Source organism: Chitinophaga sp. 05T412, from assembly GCF_056396465.1.
The window spans coordinates 68,144-88,097 of the sequence record NZ_JBFTLN010000023.1 but is presented as its reverse complement, the minus strand read 5'-3'; the positions used below and the strand labels follow the sequence as shown (position 1 = coordinate 88,097).

The 19,954-nt window shown below is 41.9% G+C and carries 19 protein-coding genes; 5 read left to right on the top strand and 14 right to left on the bottom strand.

What is annotated here, in order from left to right; all coding sequences use genetic code 11:
- Positions 1–23 precede the first annotated feature (23 nt).
- Positions 24–647, bottom strand: coding sequence for a PDDEXK nuclease domain-containing protein (locus tag AC1DFM_RS33285; RefSeq protein ID WP_477081107.1), 624 nt, complete (start codon positions 645–647; stop codon positions 24–26).
- A gap of 275 nt (positions 648–922) precedes the next feature.
- Complete coding sequence (locus AC1DFM_RS33280; protein WP_477081106.1) at positions 923–1,756, bottom strand: maleylpyruvate isomerase N-terminal domain-containing protein; 834 nt, start codon at positions 1,754–1,756, stop codon at positions 923–925.
- Positions 1,757–1,947: 191 nt separating this feature from the next.
- Here AC1DFM_RS33280 and AC1DFM_RS33275 point away from each other — a divergent pair, with 191 nt between their 5' ends.
- Positions 1,948–2,643, top strand: coding sequence for an alpha/beta hydrolase (locus tag AC1DFM_RS33275; RefSeq protein WP_477081105.1), 696 nt, complete (start codon positions 1,948–1,950; stop codon positions 2,641–2,643).
- A 120-nt stretch (positions 2,644–2,763) separates the two neighbouring features.
- Here AC1DFM_RS33275 and AC1DFM_RS33270 read toward each other — a convergent pair whose 3' ends face one another.
- The 6 genes from AC1DFM_RS33270 to AC1DFM_RS33245 all read right to left on the bottom strand — a co-directional run bounded on the left by AC1DFM_RS33270 (position 2,764) and on the right by AC1DFM_RS33245 (position 9,721).
- Positions 2,764–5,175, bottom strand: coding sequence for a TonB-dependent receptor (locus tag AC1DFM_RS33270; protein WP_477081104.1), 2,412 nt, complete (start codon positions 5,173–5,175; stop codon positions 2,764–2,766).
- Positions 5,176–5,179: 4 nt separating this feature from the next.
- A complete protein-coding gene (locus tag AC1DFM_RS33265) occupies positions 5,180–5,608 on the bottom strand; it encodes a PepSY-like domain-containing protein (RefSeq protein WP_477081103.1) in 429 nt (142 codons plus the stop codon).
- Positions 5,609–5,811: 203 nt separating this feature from the next.
- Positions 5,812–7,098 (bottom strand): PorY family sensor histidine kinase, encoded by a 1,287-nt coding sequence (porY, locus tag AC1DFM_RS33260; RefSeq protein WP_477081102.1) that lies wholly within the window; start codon positions 7,096–7,098, stop codon positions 5,812–5,814.
- Positions 7,095–7,769, bottom strand: a complete 675-nt coding sequence (locus tag AC1DFM_RS33255) for a response regulator transcription factor (RefSeq protein WP_477081101.1) — start codon at positions 7,767–7,769, stop codon at positions 7,095–7,097. Before AC1DFM_RS33255 ends, porY begins: the two co-directional genes overlap by 4 nt.
- Positions 7,770–7,949: 180 nt before the next feature.
- The gene (locus AC1DFM_RS33250; protein WP_477081100.1) at positions 7,950–8,972 is read right to left on the bottom strand and encodes an LLM class flavin-dependent oxidoreductase; all 1,023 of its coding nucleotides are present in this window, start codon (positions 8,970–8,972) and stop codon (positions 7,950–7,952) included.
- A 146-nt stretch (positions 8,973–9,118) separates the two neighbouring features.
- Positions 9,119–9,721, bottom strand: coding sequence for an FMN-dependent NADH-azoreductase (locus tag AC1DFM_RS33245; RefSeq protein WP_477081099.1), 603 nt, complete (start codon positions 9,719–9,721; stop codon positions 9,119–9,121).
- 185 nt (positions 9,722–9,906) lie between these two features.
- Between AC1DFM_RS33245 and AC1DFM_RS33240 the strand changes: the two genes are divergently transcribed.
- On the top strand, positions 9,907–10,284 hold the full coding sequence (locus tag AC1DFM_RS33240) for a winged helix-turn-helix transcriptional regulator (protein WP_477081098.1): 378 nt from the start codon (positions 9,907–9,909) through the stop codon (positions 10,282–10,284).
- Between the two features lie 11 nt (positions 10,285–10,295).
- Here the strand turns inward: AC1DFM_RS33240 and AC1DFM_RS33235 are convergent, their stop codons facing one another.
- The 6 genes from AC1DFM_RS33235 to AC1DFM_RS33210 form a co-directional block, all read right to left on the bottom strand.
- Positions 10,296–10,847, bottom strand: a complete 552-nt coding sequence (locus tag AC1DFM_RS33235) for a dihydrofolate reductase family protein (protein ID WP_477081097.1) — start codon at positions 10,845–10,847, stop codon at positions 10,296–10,298.
- Positions 10,848–11,343: 496 nt separating this feature from the next.
- Positions 11,344–12,111, bottom strand: a complete 768-nt coding sequence (locus tag AC1DFM_RS33230) for a hypothetical protein (protein ID WP_477081096.1) — start codon at positions 12,109–12,111, stop codon at positions 11,344–11,346.
- A gap of 17 nt (positions 12,112–12,128) precedes the next feature.
- Positions 12,129–12,986, bottom strand: coding sequence for a DUF4249 domain-containing protein (locus tag AC1DFM_RS33225; RefSeq protein WP_477081095.1), 858 nt, complete (start codon positions 12,984–12,986; stop codon positions 12,129–12,131).
- Between the two features lie 3 nt (positions 12,987–12,989).
- Positions 12,990–15,614, bottom strand: coding sequence for a TonB-dependent receptor domain-containing protein (locus tag AC1DFM_RS33220; protein ID WP_477081094.1), 2,625 nt, complete (start codon positions 15,612–15,614; stop codon positions 12,990–12,992).
- A gap of 82 nt (positions 15,615–15,696) precedes the next feature.
- On the bottom strand, positions 15,697–16,692 hold the full coding sequence (locus AC1DFM_RS33215; RefSeq protein WP_477081093.1) for a FecR family protein: 996 nt from the start codon (positions 16,690–16,692) through the stop codon (positions 15,697–15,699).
- A 60-nt stretch (positions 16,693–16,752) separates the two neighbouring features.
- Entirely contained in the window at positions 16,753–17,319 is a 567-nt protein-coding gene (locus AC1DFM_RS33210; protein WP_477081092.1) for an RNA polymerase sigma factor, read from the bottom strand.
- 497 nt (positions 17,320–17,816) lie between these two features.
- On the opposite strand from AC1DFM_RS33210, the gene AC1DFM_RS33205 reads away from it, so the two are divergent.
- The 3 genes from AC1DFM_RS33205 to AC1DFM_RS33195 all read left to right on the top strand — a co-directional run bounded on the left by AC1DFM_RS33205 (position 17,817) and on the right by AC1DFM_RS33195 (position 19,916).
- Positions 17,817–18,350 carry an SRPBCC family protein gene (locus AC1DFM_RS33205; RefSeq protein WP_477081091.1) on the top strand — a complete coding sequence of 178 codons (534 nt, stop codon included), beginning with the start codon at positions 17,817–17,819 and terminating at the stop codon, positions 18,348–18,350.
- A gap of 216 nt (positions 18,351–18,566) precedes the next feature.
- Entirely contained in the window at positions 18,567–19,082 is a 516-nt protein-coding gene (locus AC1DFM_RS33200; protein ID WP_477081090.1) for a hypothetical protein, read from the top strand.
- Positions 19,083–19,130: 48 nt separating this feature from the next.
- Positions 19,131–19,916 (top strand): hypothetical protein, encoded by a 786-nt coding sequence (locus AC1DFM_RS33195; RefSeq protein WP_477081089.1) that lies wholly within the window; start codon positions 19,131–19,133, stop codon positions 19,914–19,916.
- The last annotated feature ends 38 nt before the right edge of the window (positions 19,917–19,954 follow it).

The window sequence follows — 19,954 nt, the reverse complement described above, 5'->3', positions numbered from 1 at the left end:
TATCTGTTTTAAAAGATAGGGCCCTATTTCTGCTTCTCATTAAAACTTTCCAACTCCTTATTTACCTCATCCAATAATTGCTTTTCAGTGGGCAAATACAACTCATACCGACTGGCAACAATTTGCTTTTGCCCTTCGGGTAATGTGAATCGTACCACGCCATCATTTTTACTCGCACAAAGCAAGATGCCTATGGTCGCATTTTCGTGAGGTACTTTTACCACCCGATCGTAATAATTAACATACATCTGCAATTGCCCCAGATCCCCGTGTGTGAGCTTTTGCGTTTTTATTTCAATGATAACAAAACATTGCAGCAGTCGATTATAACAAACCAAATCCACATAGAATTCATCTCCTTCGATATGGATGCGTTGCTGTCTTGCCATAAAAGTAAAGCCGTTGCCTAATTCTAACAAGAAATCCTTCAAACGGCTGATGATGGCGCTTTTTAAATCTCTCTCATAATAGGAAGCCTCTCGCTTCAGCCCTAAAAACTCTAATAACATAGGATCTTTGATGATCTCATCCGCATCAGATGGGAGGTCTTCTTCTCTGGCATGATGGTCCATTGCGCGAATAGCTTTTTCCCTCGCGTCTAAAATGATTGACTTGATGTCCGTAATAAAGGACGGGTTGATTGACATGATAATGGTTTTAACAATTGAGATAATAATGGTTAACAAATTCTTTTTTAAATTAAATTCTGCCTATGATTATTTCAAAATGACGCTGTAGGTTTCATCTGATATGCAGTACAGGCTTATAGTAGCGCCGAAAATGAATCTGTTGAAAATAAAACAGCGATACCAGTTCTAATAGAACTTTTATCGCTGCGTCGTACTATATGGAATACAAATATTTTTCTAAATATCGCTTAAAAAATCAGGAATTACAATAATAATTACGCTTTTTATTTCATTCAAGCCATCACGGAAACCATTGTCAAAACTAGYGTTCCAAGCGCTTGATCCCCTATAATTGTGATGTCCTTTTTTATTTGTTCAGGCCGTAAACTTTTTGAAAATAATTTCCACGACATAGCAGGCGGGATGATAATTTCTGTTGTCGGTTGCTCAAAAAAATCTTTGGTCAGCCTCCATTGGCTATTCGTCCGCAAAAGAAACCATGATCCTCCAATGTCCGTTGTGATGGTGACTTTTACAACGGTGCCATCATCTGCTGCGATGTCGCGATAAGTATGTGGCAACGCCTGCATGAAGATGTCAATGAAGGGATAATAAAGCTCCCGGGTCATTAAAGCAGGTTTATTTACGGCATCTCTTATTTGCTGCTGGTGCAACCATTTCTCCGTGTATTCACGCGCAATCTCCATCCAGTTTTTGCTGGTGGTTTCACCTGCCCAGGCCACAGCAAATGCAGCATTATCAAAAGGATTAAGTGATGTAAAATAATCGCAAAAAAGCGGCCCCGTGATTTGATGAAGAAGAATTAACATTTGAGGGCTTACCCGTTTCATGGCCTTAACCCAATCGGCATTGAGTCGGTTCAGAAAGTCAACCAGGTCCTGGTAGGAATGAATGCTGGCTGATTCACCATAGTAATTATCACGGAGAATCGATAATATACGCAGGTTACTATCTAGCAGATGCGCCACCACATCCTTTACTACCCACTGCTTTGCAATCGTCTGCTGTTGCCACTCCTCAGGCGAAAGTGATGATAGTAACTCCATCAGTTTTCTGTCAAGAACAGGTAGCAGGTGGACTACATCAATTGGAATATCTGACCTCATAAAATATTGATTAATTATACAATATGATTTATCATCATTTAGGCAACCCCAACAATCCACCAGTCCGGATAAATCCGTAAAAATATTTTCAATAAATGCAACTAGTAAAGATGTTTGCTGTTAATAGATGTGCAGCACTAAACAGATTTTCTAAATTATCTCCATAAAAATCATCTTTAAAATTAAAAAATATGGGAAACAAAAACATAACAATCATTTTGGTACACGGCGCCTGGGGAGATGGCTCTCACTGGAAGCAGGTGATTGAAAATCTTCATGATGAAGGATACGTTGTCAGAAGTGTCCAGAATCCGTTGACCTCTTTAGCGGAAGACATTCAAAAAACAACCGATTTAATTGATATGAAGGAAGGAAAAGTGCTGCTGGTAGGGCATTCCTATGGAGGAGCCGTAATTTCCGGAGCAGGTCATCATGAAAAGGTAGTGGGTCTCGTTTACATTGCAGCTTTTGCGCCAGATAAAGGAGAAAGTTTGGGTGGCATCTTTGCACGGCGGGAACAACCATCCGGCGGTGCTAATATATATCCGGATGCCAAAGGATTTTTATGGATCAAATACGACAAATTCCATGAAAGTTTTGCCCAGGATCTGGATCAGGAAGATTCCATTGCCATGTCGTTGTCTCAAAAACCAATTCATGGAAGTATTTTTGGCACGGAAGCCGGAGAACCGGCATGGAAAACAAAACCCAGTTGGTACCAGGTCTCTGACAATGATCATATGATCCCCCCGGCAACAGAAAAAGAAATGGCAGAAAGAATGAAAGCCAGGAAAATTATCCATTTAGATGCAAGCCACGCGTCTTTAGCAGCCCGCCCTAAAGAGGTAACGGAATTTATAAAAGAGGCCGTTGCCGGAGTGTCCTGATCCAGACCAAGATTTACTTTAATACACACAAAAAAGCCGTTGGATTACCAATGGCTTTTTTGTGTGTATTAAAGTTCTCAGATAAAAATAACAATATCTCTATTGATCATTATTTGTAATTTAAAATTTATAGCTATATCCAAATCTAGCAACCTGTGTTTCATAATAATCATCGCTGGTGTAATGGAAACCCATTCCGTCTATCTTTCTTTTAATAACCATGGTATTCAGCAAATCGGTGACATTAAAAAACAACTCTCCTTTACCTTTCTGAACTGATTTTTTCAACCCCGCATCCAGCGAAAACCTGGAAAGGATTTTCCCCTGCGGGATAATATCTGGTGCTAAATAAACGGCCGTCATTTGTGCATCCCATCCCTTTGCAAAGCGGAAAGTGTTGTTCAGCTTCAAATTGCCCGATATCGCCGATTGCTGATCAGCCGAAAAGATGTTCGGCTCAGGATAAAGATTCCTTACTGTAAAAGCGTTTATTTGGCTCCTGTAAATATTACCATTGATGTTAAAGGAATAAACATCTGACACCTTTTGATTCAAAATAGCTTCCACACCTGTATTATAGCTCTTTCCCGCATTTTGGAATATAGCATATATCAGCGTACTTTCCGGAATGGTGCTTGAAATTCTCGTGATGGTTCCATCAGCAAAACGATGGTACAAGGCGGAATAGAAGTAACCGTTGCTCCAGGTGTTCTTATAACCCAACTCTATAGAATTGGTAAATTGAGGACGTAATGCAGGGTTTCCAACCTTGATAATTTCCGCATCATCATATTTCGGAAAAATACGAATGTCCACTTCATTCGGTCTATCCACTCTACGGTTATAGAATACCGAAAGTTTATTGTTGTCGTTCAGCTTATAAGCCAGCCTCATATTCGGGAACGGCTGTGTATAATGGTAGCCATCGCTTTTGTAGGTGCTGTGGTTGGGGTTTACATCGTATTGTATTTTCACGTATTCCACACGCAACCCCAACTCGGCTTCCCATTTTTCATTTTCAAAAACATAGTTCCCGTACACTGCAGGTATAAGTTCTTTGTAGTTTGCCCAACCACCGGCATTCATATCCAAAACAGAATTAGCTCCCGGTTTGAACTCCATATTGGTAGGAATGCTCCGGTTACGCAATTTGACACCTGTTTCAATACGCCCATATTTCAACGGCTTGATATAATCTATATTGAAATCATATACCTGCTCGTCAGACAATAATTTAAACGCATCTGTTCCGGTTGATGCTGGCAGGAAATTGTCGTAAAAATATTGCTCATCTTCTCTGTGAAAGGTATAGTTGAAACCGATGTTCAGCAAATGTCCGGCGTCTTTAAATTTATGCTGGTAAGCTGCCGTAGCCATTGCCGTTGTTTTCAGCTCATCTTCCAGAAACTGCCAAAGACGTAAACGCTTTGAAACATCCCCGTTAAAAAATGGCTGGTCGCCACGGTCGATAATCTTCTCACTGCCGTACATTCCCGAAACGGTCAGGGTGTTTTGCTCGTCCATGTTCCAATCCACGCCTGCTTTTGTAGTAAGGAAATTGGTATTCCTATTCCGTTTCAGTTGCGAATTGATAACCGTTCCATCATCATAGTATCTTGTTACAAACTCATTTTTATTCAGCGTTTTAGTGTACAAATTATCTGCCTGCAAAAAGATGTTTACCTTATCCTTTCTGTAATTAAGGGATAGCGATGGATTCATCTTCGGCGTGAAGGTATATTGCGGCCTGATAGTCGGTAGGTTTTCCTTCCTTTTCCAGAGTGAACCCAAACCTGAAGTTAAGCCTACCTTACCATTAAACCCGTTCTGCTTGTTCTTCTTCATGATGATGTTGATGATTCCAGCGTTGCCGTTGGCATCATATTTTGAAGACGGGTTGTTGATAATCTCTATTTTATCAATGGCAGAGGAAGGAATATTATCTAACCCTGTTTGGCTGCCGAAGCCGGTCAATGCAGTCTGCTTACCGTCAATCAGGACCGTCACCTTATCATTGCCTCTTAATTGTACTTTACCGTCCTGCACCGTAACTCCGGGCAGGTTTTGCATGCTCTGTAAAACCGAACCTCCACTTTGGCTAATATTATCAGCAACGGAATAAGTTTTCTTATCCAGCTTGCTACTCACATCACTTGCTTTTGCGGTAACAGTAACGCCTTCCAACACCGTTGACTGTTCGGCTAATTCAATGACCGGAATATCTAAAAACGCAGAAAGGGTACCGACAAATAACGGCTGTTCCCTGTTCTCAAACCCCATAAATGAAACGTTGAGGCGATAGTTTCCCGGCTTCATATTGGCAATAGAAAACCTACCTTCCTCATTGGTGATTGTTCCTGCTACAAATACGCTGTCTTTTTCATTTCTTACCGCCACATTTACATAAGGAAGAGCCGATTTATTTGTCTTATTTTTAATCATACCGGAAATGGTAACAGACGACACCTGTGCATTGGCCACCGAAGCTATTATCATGGAAATGAGTACAAAAAACAATCCTATCTTATTCATTATCCTAATCTTTGACTATCTTTAAAAATTCACCTGCATTATCAAAAATCAGGTCTTTGCCTTTTACCTCTACTTCGTAGGTAACAACTCCTTTATTATCGGCAATCTTCGCTACTTCTTTTATTTTTTGCCCGGCATAGTTCTTAGCAACATAAGCTTTTGCATTGGCAGGAAGCTTATCCATGCTGATTCCTGTTTCTGTTTCGAGAATGCCTCCTGAAGCGTCCATCAATACAGAATAATCGGTTTTTTCCATTTTAAATCCTACTTCGTAATTCCCTTTCTCCTTTTCCCATTTCAGTTCCTTAGCATTGGGATACGCTGTATGCAATGCTGATTTTACTACAGCTGGCACTTCTTTGTCCGAAACTTTTTGTGCATTGGCAAATGACACGCTTGCCATTGCTGCCAATAGGAAGATTAACTTTTTCATTTTTGGACTTTTTGATGGTGAGTAACAAAGTTCAAAAGCGATTTAGAAGAAATTTAGAATGCGGTAATTTGTACCTGGGATTTATATAGGACGGCCATAAACCCCCTTTGGGGTACTACATTTAACCACCCATTTAAAATTAAACGAGCAATGGTCTTAGTAGAAATTTAGCTTGAAATCGCTATCAGAAAGGGGTGGTGGAACTAAAATCTAACTAAAAAAATATGTTCTCCGTTTTCAAAACGATATGTTACCTGCCAGCCGTAAAGCTTGCATATTTCCTGAACGATGGATAAACCTAGTCCGCTACCACTATTGTCCGCAGACATCCTCGAAAATCTCTTGAACAATAAATCAGGGTGAAGTGCCTGTACCCCCGAATTTCTCACCTCAAACGCAGATGTTGATAATCCTACGTTTATGGTGCCTCCCGAAGAAGTATGGCGGATGGCATTAATGATAAGGTTATTGATTAAGACTTCTGTCAAGCCAATATTGCCTTTCACTTCAACTTCCGGCTGAATATCAGCACCGACACTTATATTTTTCTCTTTAAAATGCGCTTGTAACCCGTCCATCGTTTGACCAACCAAAGTATCGAGACCGATGATTTCCGAATTATCGAACTGGCTGTTTTCAATCTTGGCCAGCAATAGCAGATTTTTGTTTATCCGTGAACTCCGTATCAGGGCTTTATTCATTTCTTCTGCAATGTGGTATTGCCTTTCGGTCAGGTCATTGCTTTGCAATAGGATATCCAGCTTGTTTTTCAGCACCGCCAACGGTGTCTGCAATTCGTGGGAAGCATTTTCGGTAAATTCCTTTTGATTTCTATAGGTGGTAATAGTATGCTGGAGTAACTTATCAAGGGTGGCGTTCAATTCAGCAAACTCAATGGTATCGGTTTCCTGAAAATGAATCTGCTTTTGGCTGTTTAATTGGAACGACTTTAATTTCTGCAAAGTATCCTGAAACGGTTGCCATAATTTTTTAGACAGCTTCCTGTTCAATAGCCAAAAACCGACTACTAAAATCAGGAAAAAAAACAAGGTAGCCACAGCAATATACGCAACGGTTTCTTCGGTTTCTTCCACATTGGTTTCCACCACCAATACATAGTGTCGATTATTGATCTTAATATTCGTCCTTAAACCGCGAAAGCGGCCAATCGCATCTTCTCCGTTAGCATATGGATTTTTCCGTTTGATGGTGTACAGGCTGTCTTGCAATAAAGGTTTTCCGGTATATTCTATTTTGCTTACTGGCTGTATATCATTCCAGAATGCAATGCGCTCCCCTAATTTTTCGTCGCTGATATTATGTACATTAAATTCATTCTCTATTCGCTCTGCAATAAGATAATTATTCTCGTCCAGTTCTTTCACCCAAATCCAATCCACCAACAGAAAGTAGGATGGAATGCTCAATGCGAATACAATAAAAGCAAAGATGGTAAGCTGCTTAAGCGACTTCTGTAATAAATTTTTCATCCTTCCCATTTGTAGCCTGTACCGTAAACGGTTTTTATATACTGTCCGCAACCGGCATCACTTAGTTTTTTCTTCAGATTCTTAACGTGTGCGTAGACAAAATCGTGATTATCGAGCATATCAGCGAAATCCCCCGACAGGTGCTCTGCCAATGTACTTTTAGAAAGTACGCGGTTTTTATTACCAATGAAATAAATAAGCAGGTCAAATTCTTTTTTGGTAAGCGCGATGGATTCGCTATTTACAGCAACCGTTTTTGCCAAAAGGTCTATTTCCAGTTCGTCCTGCTTTATAATATTGGAGTTGTTAAATTGTTTTCTTCTGATAAGGGAATAGATGCGGGCTGTTAGTTCCGATAAATGAAAAGGCTTGGTAAGATAATCATCAGCCCCCAGCTGTAACCCTTTTATCTTGTCCTCTAAAGAGTTCTTAGCCGAAATGATGATAACGCCATCCTGCTTATTCTCCTTCTTCAGTTCCTCTAAAATTTTCAGTCCGTTTCCGTCCGGCAATGTGATATCTAATAAGATGCAGTCATAATTGAACACCTCTATTTTGCTCATTGCTTCCGTAAAGGTGGTAGCCACTTCACACAGATAGTTTTCTTCGGAAAGATATTCCACCATGCTTTTGGCAAGCTCTTTTTCATCTTCTATTATCAGCACTTTCATTCCTTCGGTACTTTCGTTCTACAAATTTACAAATTGAATTTTGAAGAAATTTAGAATATCCCTATTGCTAAAACAGATAAAACAGTCGTAAAGTCTTTATTTACAACTGTTTTATCTGTTTTTAGTCTTTGATGTACTTTTTGTTTAAAATGCTATTTTAGAACAATCGGATACCTAAAATTACCTCCAGCCCAATCCCGGCGCCACATACTTCAAAATAGAAGACAATACATGTACATTATAGTCAACGCCCAATGTATTGGGTATTGTTAAAAGGATGGTATCTGCCTCCTGAATGGCTTCGTCCTTCGCCAACTCTTTGATAAGTTGATCCGGTTCCGCCGCATAGTTTCTTCCGAAAATGGCGCGCTTATTAGGTTCTATATTGCCGATCTGATCTACCTGCTTGGTATCCCGTCCAAAGAACTGACGATCCTGATCGTTGATCAATGCGAAAATAGACCGGCTCACGGAAACCCTTGGTTCGCGCCGATGGCCGGCTTTCTTCCAGGTTTCTTTGTACAACCTGATTTGCTCCGCTTGTTGCACATGGAAAGGTTTACCGCTTTCATCCATCTTCAGTGTAGAACTTTGAAGATGCATCCCATTTTCTGCGGCCCAAACAGCGGTAGCATTAGAAGCCGCTCCCCACCAGATACGCTCCCGTAATCCTTCTGAATAGGGTTCCAAACGCAATAAGCCCGGTGGATTGGGGAACATCGGATATGGATTAGGCTCGGCAAATCCAACACCGTCCAGTTTACCCAGGAATTCCATGGCTTTACGTCGTCCCATATCTGCATCCGTTTCTCCTTCTACTGGTTCATATCCGAAGTGGCGCCATCCATCGATGACCTGCTCCGGCGAACCTCTGCTGATGCCCAATTGTAATCGCCCTTCCGAAATTAAGTCCGCTGCGCCGGCATCCTCTATCATGTACAGTGGATTTTCATACCGCATATCAATGACACCCGTTCCAATCTCTATTTTGCTTGTTTTAGCGCCGATAGCGGCCAGCAAAGGAAACGGAGAACCTAATTGAGCTGCAAAATGATGTACACGAAAATAGGCGCCGTCTAAACCAATTTCTTCAGCAGCCACCGATAAATCAATAGATTGAAGTAGCGTGTCGCTGGCCGTACGGGCATTATAAGCCGGATGATTAGACCAGTGCCCGAATGATAAAAACCCTATTTTCTTCATAAATCTTATATTATCTATTTTTCATTTGCCTGCAGGAATTTCCTGCTCGCTATTCTTCTCCATCCAAATTTAAAGCATTCTGCCTTCTCTTGGTTACTTCTTTCTCCAATCACGTATGTTAAAAATAAGGCTAATCAAAAATGCTTTTAATCAATCGCTATACTGTCAATTGCTTTCTCCATGGCATACTCCTTCACGCCCGGTACTTTCAGCCCTTCCGCACGAACCACCGTCAAATCCGTCATGCCTAAAAATCCCAGGAAAGCGTTCAGATAAGGCGCAACGAAGTCGTTCGCTTTACCAGGGCCCTCTGAATAAACACCCCCTGAAGACATGGCTACATACACTTTTTTCCCGGTCACCTTCCCAACAGGACCATTTTCACCGTATCCAAAGGTGATGCCCGCCCTGGTAATGTGATCAATCCACGCCTTCAACGAGGAATGAATGGTAAAGTTGTAAAGCGGCGCCCCAATCACAATGATATCTGCCGCCAATAACTGTTTCACCAACTGGTCTGAAAAACGGATAGATGCTTTCTCTTCTTCCGTCAGCTGATCAGTGGAAATAAAGAAGGTGCGGAGAATAGCCGGATTAAGATGGGGAATTTCAATATCAACAAGATTTAATTCTTCCAGGGCACTGCCCGGATACTTTTCCTGAATTTTTTCAGTGATGGCACGACCCAGCTGAATGCTGTGTGATCCTTTCTCCTGTATACTGGACATTAAATGAAGGATACGTTTCATAAAAATTTACCTGTTTAATCATGTTATCAATTTTACATTCGAGGTACGCTGATGCTTGTTCTTTGCAAAAGAAGAATCGGCGCCTGAATTATCAACAACAAAATTATAGCTGCCAGGTAGTCAAAAGGTCGTACTTACATAAAGGGAAGCGCTTACATTTAGGTAATGTCATTACATTTGTACCTATGGAAACGATTATACAGGAGCCTCTTCCTGGTTATGAAGAGTGCGTATCCTCACTTAAAAATGCCGTTGATGCTTTGTCTGTTATCAATGGGAGATGGAAGCTGGCTTTACTCCTTTCTCTGATGCAATCATCAAAACGCTTTAATGAAATTCAACATGAAATCCCGGGTATATCTTCGAGGATATTGGCGAAAGATTTAAAGGATCTGGAGTTGAACGACTTTATCAAACGTCACGTATATCCTACTTCTCCGGTAACCATTGTTTATGAAGCTACCGAATATAGTAAGACTTTAAAACCCCTGATAAGAGAGCTGAGTGCCTGGGGCGAACAACACAGGGAAAAAATCAAGCAAAGTATGCGGGCATTATCTTAAACAGATCCCCTTTACTGTTTCACATAATGAAGTGCTATGGCTCCTGATGGAAGCGTTTTTGAATCTGCTAATTTTAAATGTAGTTGATTAGGGATAGCAATACTATCCAATAGCCGTCGCCCTTCCCCCGAAAGAACAGGATGAACAAGAAAGTAATACTCGTCCACCAGGCCAAGCCGGATCAACTCTGAAGGTAGGCTCACCCCGCCAAGGGAAATGTTTTTTCCCGGCAGCTGTTTCAGTGCCGCTATTTCTGCTGCCAGATTATTGCGGATAATCCTCGTGTTAGCAGGCACTTTGTCCAATGTGCTGGAACAAACAACTTTGTCGATAGCATCAAATGTCTGTGCAAACCTATTCTCCGCTTTTGTCCCCGATTGCTTTTTTGCTACATCCGGCCAGTACGGCACCATTAATTCGTAGGTGATACGTCCGTAGATAATCAGGTCAACGTCGTGCATCAGGTCTGTAAAGTAGTCGACCATTTCGTCGCTACCACTCATTTGGGTATGGTCGCAGCAACCATCTAAAGTCAGATTGATACCGTAGATTATATGTCGCATTTGCTTGTTTTTTATAAGTACTATTCAATACAGACACTTCTCAAAAATAGCATAATATACCCATCATAACGAGGGCCATCCGGGACAAAAACAGGGGCATTCAAGCCCCATTCAAATCGCTCTGGAAGCGCTTACAACATTACCCGTTGCGAAACATTCATTGACCTCACAGACAAGCCGGCGCATTATAAACTGGAGTACTCTACAGACAACGTGCATTGGCAGGTATTTGCAGACAGAGCCAATAACAGCCACATTCCCCAGCCTTGTTTTGTGGATCTGCACCAGGCAACTGCGCGATGGGTACGTATTACAGTGCTTCCCGCAGCAGAAAAGGTTACCACCGGGATTTATGCGCTGAAAGTGTACGAGCATTAAGGTTGTTATCTACCGAAAAAAAATAAAAAGCCTTTGGTGTGTAAATCAAGGGCTTTTTATTTACCTATCGACAATCAAGTGCGTAAACCCTGCCTTCAAAGCCATTCTGGCATAACTACTATGGCTGCCGCGAAAGCTGACGAAGATAAAGGTATCCTAATCCTATCACCGCCTTTTTCAGATCGGCGCTATAAAACAGGCTGACGTCTTCCGGAGAAGTATGCTGAAAATCGCTTCCCTCCATAATGCCAATCAATTCAAACGCGCTCCCCGCATTTCGGGGTATTAATGCGGCATCAAAATCGGGGAAAACAAATGGAGCAAGCCCTACAAATACTCCGGCAATTTTTTGCTGGTGACTCTCCACCAGGTAGCTGGAAATTTCATCTGCCCGAAGATCCTCCGGCTTCACCGCCCTCAATCGCATCAAACGTCTGATATCGGGCACATTCAGCGCAGGACGCCTGAAGTCGCCTTCATATAGTTGACCATATTTCTGGTAATATGATTTTTTCAACTGGTACATCTCTTCATTCATGTTATACGCAATCTCTTCATTCGTATATGCTTTGTGGTATTCATGAGCCGGAATAAAACGATGTTTCCGGAAATACCGCCAGTCTGCATCAAATTTGTACTTTCCATCTATGATGTCGAAGCCAAGTGCATCTGGTTGAGTATATTTTGTGTGGTAAGCATTGGCATGTGCTCCTATCCTGCCATCATTGACTTCTTTTACTGAAATAAAATGAAGCCATTCATCTCTTTCCGGGTGCAGGTACCGCAGGTTAATGGAGGCAAGCGGTAGAAAATGTTCTTTATGTAAAGCTATTTCATCATAAAAGACATCTTCATATTCCGGAAAGAGCTTTATATAGTCAGTCATTACATGATTCATTTATTTCACCTGGGAACCCCATACCGCTGTATGGTCACCCCTCCAACAATGCCCAGCCCATTCAGGATGTTGTTGAACACAATTACCTTCTCAGACAGCACGTCATCATTCTTTTCCCGGGCCATAGCGGCAGTGAGCAAGTAGCTATAACTACTGTAAGTAAGTGTTGTCACCTCTACCACTGTTGAATCACGAGGCTCATAATTGGCAACAAGAAAATTGAACCTTGCGCTGCGGCCGTCGAATAATGCGTCATCCGTAAAAAATTCACGGCGTTTTTTTTCGCCAAATAATCCATCTTTTGGATCACCTGTGGCAAATTCATAGTGGTGATTGAGGTCATATCCCAGTCCATCGTGAAAATCACGCAAACTATAAATCTTGATTTGATAATAATTCTTTTCTCCATTTTTATCGTGCAACTCAACCGATACATTCGCTTTTATCTGGTCGCGGACTGCAACAGGTGTCACCTTGATTTCTCCCAACGCTACCGGCGCAGGTATAAAGTCACTGCCTTCTAGTTGGGGATAACCGTCAATATCAACAGCAACGCGGTAGGTAGCTCCTTCCTCCGCTTTTATAGTACTCCTAAAATATTGATACCCATAATAATCTAGCGGCTTCATTATTTCCTGAAACAGGTCATTTTTATACAGTCTTACCACCGCATTTCTGACTTGCGTAGCTGCAAACGACGACGAGATATAACCAGCTAATGTGACATGCGCCACCAGCGCACTATCTTTGACCATGATTAAATTAAGTACCGGTTTATTGGCGTTATCAGGGAGGTCAATGGTTATCTGCTTTCTGCAACTGCATATTACCAATAACATCAATAATAGTAATGTTGATTTCATTGTTTAAAATTTCAGACGATAAGAAAAACTGGGCAAAACAGGAATTAGGTTAGCGGCCGTCAGCTTGGCTCTCGGAGCTCCTTTATCATAATTATCCAGGAAATAAAAGAAAGGATTAAAGCGATTATAAACGTTGAGTACACTGATATTCCAGGTGCGTATCATCCCATTCTTTTTGTATCGGATGAAATTGACACCGAGATCCAGCCGATGATAGTCCATGACACGTACATTATTACGCCTGCTGATATATTTAACAGGCAACTGAGTGTTGTACATCTGCATGATTCCAGGCATCGGAGTTGATATTCCTTCATATGATGCCACTGGAACAGTAAATGGTGCGGCACTCTGATAAGTCCATGTACCAGATAATTCAATGCCTCTGCGTAATTGATAAACAGCTGCGATATGCAGGTCATGACGGCGATCGTACTTATAGGGAAACATATTTCCATAGTTTACCTGTGGAATAAGCCGGTTGGCCCAGGCGAGTGTATATCCTATCCATCCGGTAAGTTTCCCCGTTTTCTTTTGCAACAATAATTCCGCGCCATAGGCTTCTTCCTCTCCTGCTGCTACCTGGCTCTGCCAGTTGTCGCCCCTGCTACTGGTAAGATAGTCGGCCCCTTCCCGGTACTCTATCACATTCTGCATATATTTATAATAGCCCTCAATAGAAAATTCAAACCGATTTTTGAACATACTTTTGGCTACTCCCAATGTAAATTGATCTGCATCCTGCGGTTTTACTTGTTTGGTGGCAGGTACCCAAAGATCTGTAGGCAATGAAATAGAATTGTTGGCCAGCAGATGAATGTATTGTGTCATGCGCGAATAGGACGCTTTCAACATCCAGTCGCCTGGTAGCAGATATCCCATATTCAGGCGCGGCTGTAGCGAATGATAGGTCTGCTTCTCTACCAGAAAGGTGCTGGAATGTAAACCTATATTCACTTTCAGCTCCGGCAAAACATTCCATTCGTCCTCTGCATACGCACTTATTTCATTGGCATAGATCTCATGATTATTATTGACGGCATCCACAGATACCTGTTCTTTTTGTGTTTGTCTTGACCATAACACTCCCGGTGTAAAAATGCGGTACATATACGCAACACCCGTTTTGATGGAATGTGCGGGCATCGGATGATATTCAAAATCAGCCTTCATCCCATAATCCCTGATGCCTGATTTAAGTTGCTGGTTATCTGTAAAGGTTTCCCTGTTTACTTCCCCTGCCTGATAAAAACCAGACCTAAACAGATAATCACTACCAATCAGCATAATATTGGAGAACAATTTTGGAGAATACACATGGTTCCAGCGAATAGTCCCTATAAGGTTTTCCGCCCTTGCGTTTGTATTAGAACGATAATAATCCTGATAATCATCATTATTCTTCACATAATTATAGGTTGCCTTCAGTTTGTCGCGCCCATTATAAAAGCTGAGGTATAACTTATCCTTGTCTGAGAACTTATGATGTAATTTCGCATTGATATCGTAAAAATTCAATCCTATGTTATCCGGAGGATCATCCTGATTCTGCATATACAGCCTTGCTGCAAAGCTCGGATATGCTCTCCGGCCGGAGAGCATAAATGTTGTCTTTCCTTTTTTTACAGGCCCTTCCAGCGATGCTTCCGCAGCGAGCAGGCCAACCGAAAAATCACCATGAATTTTATTCATGTCACCATCTTTGGTCACCACATCTACCACGGACGATAAACGGCCACCATAACGTGCTGGGAAAGCGCCTTTATAAAGGGTTACATCTTTAATAGCACTGGTATTAAAAGACGAAAAAAGCCCCAACAGATGCAGCGGATTATAAAGCGGCGCACCATCCAGTAAAATAAGATTCTGATCAGGCGTTCCCCCACGTACCAGCAACGCGCTGGTAGCTTCTGTCCCCTGCTTTACACCGGGCAACAGTTGCATGGTTTTGAGTAAATCAGATTCTCCGAGCAGACGGGGAGTTGTTTGTATAGTTGCCGCAGATAAACTAATACTACTCATCTGAAAAGAGGGAACTTTGCTTTCAGTTCGCCCTCCACGTATGGTGACCTCCCCTAACTGACGGTCAAATGCCTTCAGCTTAAAATTGACACTTCCGCCTTGTTGCGCCTCAACGATAGTGTCGAGGCGCTCATAACCAAGATAAGACAATTGTATGCGGAAGGAGTCGTCTGGTAGTGTAATACTGTAAAATCCATATGCATTGGTGATAGTCCCCGCCTCATATTCCGGGGCAGCCAGTGACACACCTATCAGCCGCTCACCAGATACGGCATCTTCTACATATCCGCTTAAAGTGCGATCACGCTTCATTACCGGACCAATAATTATTTGGTCACCCCTACGCTTAAACATCAGAGAAGTACCTTTCAACAAATCCTTGCAAATAGTTTCCAGCGTTGCCTCTTTATAGGAATGTGCTTCCACACGAATGCCCTTCACCCGTGTATACTCATAGGAAATATGAACATGACTATGTTGCTCCAATAGTTTGAGCGCCGCCTCCAGTGAGGTGGCAGGAATATCTATGGTCAACTTTTCTACACGCTGCTGACCAGCAGCGAACAAACTACCTACTAAGAACAGAACGGTTATTAATCGTCGCATGGCGTTACTCGTTTTTTATAAGCATGATATTCCCCGGCCGGCTATGCGGCTGCTTAAAGGGGGTAATGTGGTGATGGAATGATTATTGTTGTACGCCGGTAATGCTAACCCGGCCATCCTGAAGCGTATAAGTCATGCCACTCAAATCTTTCAGCGTTTCCAGCACATCATTCAGAGAGGCATCTTTGGCTATCCTGATATTAAAGCGATAAGATGACATCAGCGCCGCATCATAGCTTACCGGTACCTGGTAAAGATCCTGTAGTATCCGCGCCACTTCTGCAAATGAAACGTGATTTAGCTGCAAACTTCCGGCACGCCAGTCCTCCAGTTGCCCTTCTTCCCGTATAGCCGTTTTCGTTGTCAACTGGTACACTATCTGCTGACCTGCTTCCAGTACACCCAGTACATGACTGCTATCAGATACCTGTACCCTGCCACTGCCCACTGATACCTGTATATCCGATACTCCTTTATAAGCCTTCACACTAAACTCAGTGCCCAGCACTTTCACGGCCAATCCGGATGCGGTACTCACCGTAAATGGATGTGACGCCGCTGACTTCACCGTAAAGTAAGCAAGACCATCTATGATTTGAATATCCCGGCTTCCTTTTGCAAAGCTGTTGGCATATCGTAAGCTCGATCCCGGCGCCAGCCACATATCAGAACCATCTGGTAACTGCATATGCAGTACTTTCCGGCCTGCAGGTGCACTGACTGCTGTATAGGACACCGCTTTCGTTTTGTTACTGAACATATAGAACAGGCTGCCGGCTGTAATCAGCACAAGTATGGCGGCTGCTGCCCGCCAATACATTGGCCGTACAGACGTTTTAGCAGGTACTCTATCAGCAGCAACCGGCAGCGTTGCGATCTCCTCCTGAATCACACTGAATATATTTGTTTTCAAAGACGCCTTAATCGCCTCCTTTTCGGCTTCATCATCAAATACTTGACCCTGGCCAGGGAATGATGCATACCATCTTTCCAGCATCGCGCGTTCCTCCGGCGTACAAATGCCAAGCGTATGCTTTTCAAGCAACAGATCGATGGTATGTTGATCAGGATGACTCATATGCTGTTGTTTAATAGACAATCCTCAAATTGTGGAAGTACTATGCTGAAGAAAAAAAAATTAATCCATGAAAAAGTTATCGAGCCCCTCCCGTAGTTTTTTGAGTGCTGTGGACAACTGGTTTTTAACTGTTTGCTCCGATAAGGCATACTTTTCGGCGATTTCACGAATAGAGAGACCATTGTCGCGGCTATCTATAAACAGTTGCCGCATTTTATCAGGAAGCCGCTGCAGCTCCCGGCGATAGCTGGCCTGTAAATCAGCACCCGCTATCGCTTCTTCCGTGGAATGGGTAATTTCTGGCAATTCCCGGCCCGCCAGTTGCCGGTATTTCTCCCGGGCCACCTCTGATTTGAGATAGTTCAATATCTTAAACCTGACGGCTGCACGAAGATAGGCGCCCACTGATTCAGTAATCTGTATCTGTACTCTTTTCTGCCAACAGTAAATGAATACCTCCTGCACAATATCTTTGGCAGCGGCTTTATCGTACAAACGCCAGTAAGCGCTTTCGTACAGGGTTTCCCAGTAACGTTCATATATTTCTCCATAAGCCTGCAGGTTGCCTTCTCGTACAAGCTGCCATAATCCGGTATCTGGCGTTTGGTGCAGAATAGGTATTGACATGTGAGGGTGCTAAAATCAGTGACGAAGGTAGTAAAACATTTAGTTTCATTTATTTACTATACTATAAAACGAAAACGGATGTACGAATTTCTGTTTCTGCCCGAGGGGAAAGGGCAAAAAAAATGTTCCCGAATACCAATTTCCCACTATTTGAAACGACAAACCCAAAACTTACGATCCTCAAAACGATCCATCGTCGCAATCACCTTCTATACTATGTCGCATTTACCAATCATGACACAGGTGAAATGCATCTACCTTTGTCAAACAATTAAATCATTAATCTTTCTTTACTATGATTGACTCGAGTACCTACCTACATTCTATGGGCAATGCCCATGTGGCATTAATTCTTTACAAATCAATTTTCGATGGTGAATTCAAAAATACGCCACACGATAAAAGCGGGAACAGCGGAAAAAAACTATCTACCCAAGATCAGCGATAATCAGCCGCCCAGATAGTGTTTTAAACAATTGAAAAAAATATAAACAATAATGAAAATGATCATAAAAATAATAGTTGTCATAATTGCCATTATTTCTCTATGCCTGGTTGTAGCTATGTTTTCCCAGAACAAGTATACATTAACGCGTGAAATCACTATCAACCGACCAGCAGATAAAGTTTTTGATTACGTCAAATACTTAAAGAACCAGCCTGAATACAACAAATGGTTGTTGCTGGACCCCAATACAAAAATCAGCTATAAAGGAGCTCCTGATGGAACCCCAGGTGCGATATTAACCTTTGAAAGCAGCAACAGTAAAACAGGTAAAGGCGAATTTGAAACTAAAAAAATAACCGCTGGCGAAAAGGTAGAATTTGAAATTCGCTTTCTGGCCTTTACAGCCAACGGATATATGGCCGTAAAATCTCTTTCCCCCGACTCAACCAAACTGACCTGGGTATACAACAGCGGGATGAACTGGCCGGTTAATTTCATCCTTTTGTTTATGGATATGGATAAAATCATCGGCAACGACATTGCGGAAAGCCTGAACAATATGAAACACAGACTGGAATCGTAACATATCTCCAATATTCAAAAGCATTCATAACCAGGTCTACAAGCAGCCCGTTAGCTTTAATAGAAAAAGGTCAGATGATATAATCTGGCCTTTTTCTTTGCTGGAATGAATCGAATACTCAAAAGCTGTTACACGGTTTTTGTTAAATTCTGCTATTTTTAGGGTAAAAAATAATAGAAAACAATGACCTTTAGCTAAGGCATTTACACAATAATGATGGCTTCTTTAATAAACGTGATTGTTCCCTTTGATGTATTTGTAGATCGGGTGAAAGATTTAATGGAGAAATACCAGGTTCATCTTTACCTCGAAAAAAGAGATACAGCCTTACGGGCGAGCTATACTAAATTGAATGTTTTTACTGACCAGTTGGATACCAATCATAGTCAGTTTTTCATCAGTGCTCAGGAAGTTTTATTGAATGATCATACCAGCTTTTATGCTGATGGCGTCTTTGATTATTGTATTGAAGGCAAAGGTGGACGCCAAACAAATACAGATTTGGAATTGCTGGCGCTGCGGTTAATTAGTAAAAATCCAACACCCGCAATTAAGTCCTTCTTCAATGCGGTTCATAACCGCTTAAAGAAAGATAAGGATTTCGGTGCAGGAATCTATGCCGCTAGTGGGGTTGCTTTTTATAAAAATATTTTATACCTGAAATCAGCTGCACATGATAAGGTGATGTGGTTTGATTTTGACAGGAAAAATAAACCTATTACGCTCGAATAACCGGATGGGCAGACATCTGACAACTTAAAAATGATTAAAACAAAGACATTGAAAGATTATACACCGCTATTTAAGACAGATCATCCAACGGTAGCCGACAAATGGCTTTTAATAAGAACCCTGATCGAAAACTGGTATGATATTGAAATTTCTGATACAGATCATTCGGCTGCATTTGTGGCACTTGAGCAAGCCCTACATGTAAAATTACCCATCGCCGTTAAAGCCTATTTTCTTTTATCAAAGCAATTGGCAGAGACGCCTTATACGTATCCCAACGGACAACAATCAAATCAATTCGAAAATATTTTCAGAGACGGCTTACATATTTCGCACTTAAAAGATCATGATGCCATTAGCCTGATGATACAGGCGGAACAAGACACCATTTGGGCTATAAAAATGAAAGACCTTTCAGAAGATGATCCAACCGTGTATTGTTACCTGCTCGATTATGAAGATGACACGAACGAAAAGTTCGATTTTTTCAATTCAGTATCGGCTTCGGTTTCCTCATTTGCCCTCGGGCACCTGCTTTCGTATCTGACTAATTGCAGTAGCTTCGCTATGCCGGTTGAAGATATAGCTCAACTGAGAGGTATACTAAAGTCAAATCTGACAAATCACCATCTGTCTGAGGACCTGGAAATTTTTGAAGATGAAAATATCATGGCATTTTTCTCCAAAGACATATTTGAAGAGGAAGATAGCTATTCACTATATTTTCATTTAAAAGAAAACAGGGAGATTGACTCTATTCCGGCTCCCTTGCTGGGATTGTTAAAGGAAAAAGGCGCAGGCTGGACTTCCGGACGATTTAACGACTATAGATAACATATCAGGCGGGCCGCACATCCTTTGTGATAAGACGG

Bases quoted from the DNA above. Each gene is read 5' to 3' on its own strand.
- AC1DFM_RS33220 (WP_477081094.1), bottom strand. From the start codon at position 15,614: ATGCGACGATTAATAACCGTTCTGTTCTTAGTAGGTAGTTTGTTCGCT.
- AC1DFM_RS33230 (WP_477081096.1), bottom strand. From the start codon at position 12,111: ATGACTGACTATATAAAGCTCTTTCCGGAATATGAAGATGTCTTTTAT.
- AC1DFM_RS33250 (WP_477081100.1), bottom strand. From the start codon at position 8,972: ATGAAGAAAATAGGGTTTTTATCATTCGGGCACTGGTCTAATCATCCG.
- AC1DFM_RS33215 (WP_477081093.1), bottom strand. From the start codon at position 16,692: ATGAGTCATCCTGATCAACATACCATCGATCTGTTGCTTGAAAAGCAT.
- AC1DFM_RS33245 (WP_477081099.1), bottom strand. From the start codon at position 9,721: ATGAAACGTATCCTTCATTTAATGTCCAGTATACAGGAGAAAGGATCA.
- AC1DFM_RS33275 (WP_477081105.1), top strand. From the start codon at position 1,948: ATGGGAAACAAAAACATAACAATCATTTTGGTACACGGCGCCTGGGGA.
- AC1DFM_RS33200 (WP_477081090.1), top strand. From the start codon at position 18,567: ATGGCTTCTTTAATAAACGTGATTGTTCCCTTTGATGTATTTGTAGAT.
- AC1DFM_RS33285 (WP_477081107.1), bottom strand. From the start codon at position 647: ATGTCAATCAACCCGTCCTTTATTACGGACATCAAGTCAATCATTTTA.
- AC1DFM_RS33210 (WP_477081092.1), bottom strand. From the start codon at position 17,319: ATGTCAATACCTATTCTGCACCAAACGCCAGATACCGGATTATGGCAG.
- AC1DFM_RS33265 (WP_477081103.1), bottom strand. From the start codon at position 5,608: ATGAAAAAGTTAATCTTCCTATTGGCAGCAATGGCAAGCGTGTCATTT.
- AC1DFM_RS33235 (WP_477081097.1), bottom strand. From the start codon at position 10,847: ATGCGACATATAATCTACGGTATCAATCTGACTTTAGATGGTTGCTGC.
- AC1DFM_RS33240 (WP_477081098.1), top strand. From the start codon at position 9,907: ATGGAAACGATTATACAGGAGCCTCTTCCTGGTTATGAAGAGTGCGTA.
- porY (WP_477081102.1), bottom strand. From the start codon at position 7,098: ATGAAAAATTTATTACAGAAGTCGCTTAAGCAGCTTACCATCTTTGCT.
- AC1DFM_RS33205 (WP_477081091.1), top strand. From the start codon at position 17,817: ATGAAAATGATCATAAAAATAATAGTTGTCATAATTGCCATTATTTCT.
- AC1DFM_RS33270 (WP_477081104.1), bottom strand. From the start codon at position 5,175: ATGAATAAGATAGGATTGTTTTTTGTACTCATTTCCATGATAATAGCT.
- AC1DFM_RS33255 (WP_477081101.1), bottom strand. From the start codon at position 7,769: ATGAAAGTGCTGATAATAGAAGATGAAAAAGAGCTTGCCAAAAGCATG.
- AC1DFM_RS33225 (WP_477081095.1), bottom strand. From the start codon at position 12,986: ATGAAATCAACATTACTATTATTGATGTTATTGGTAATATGCAGTTGC.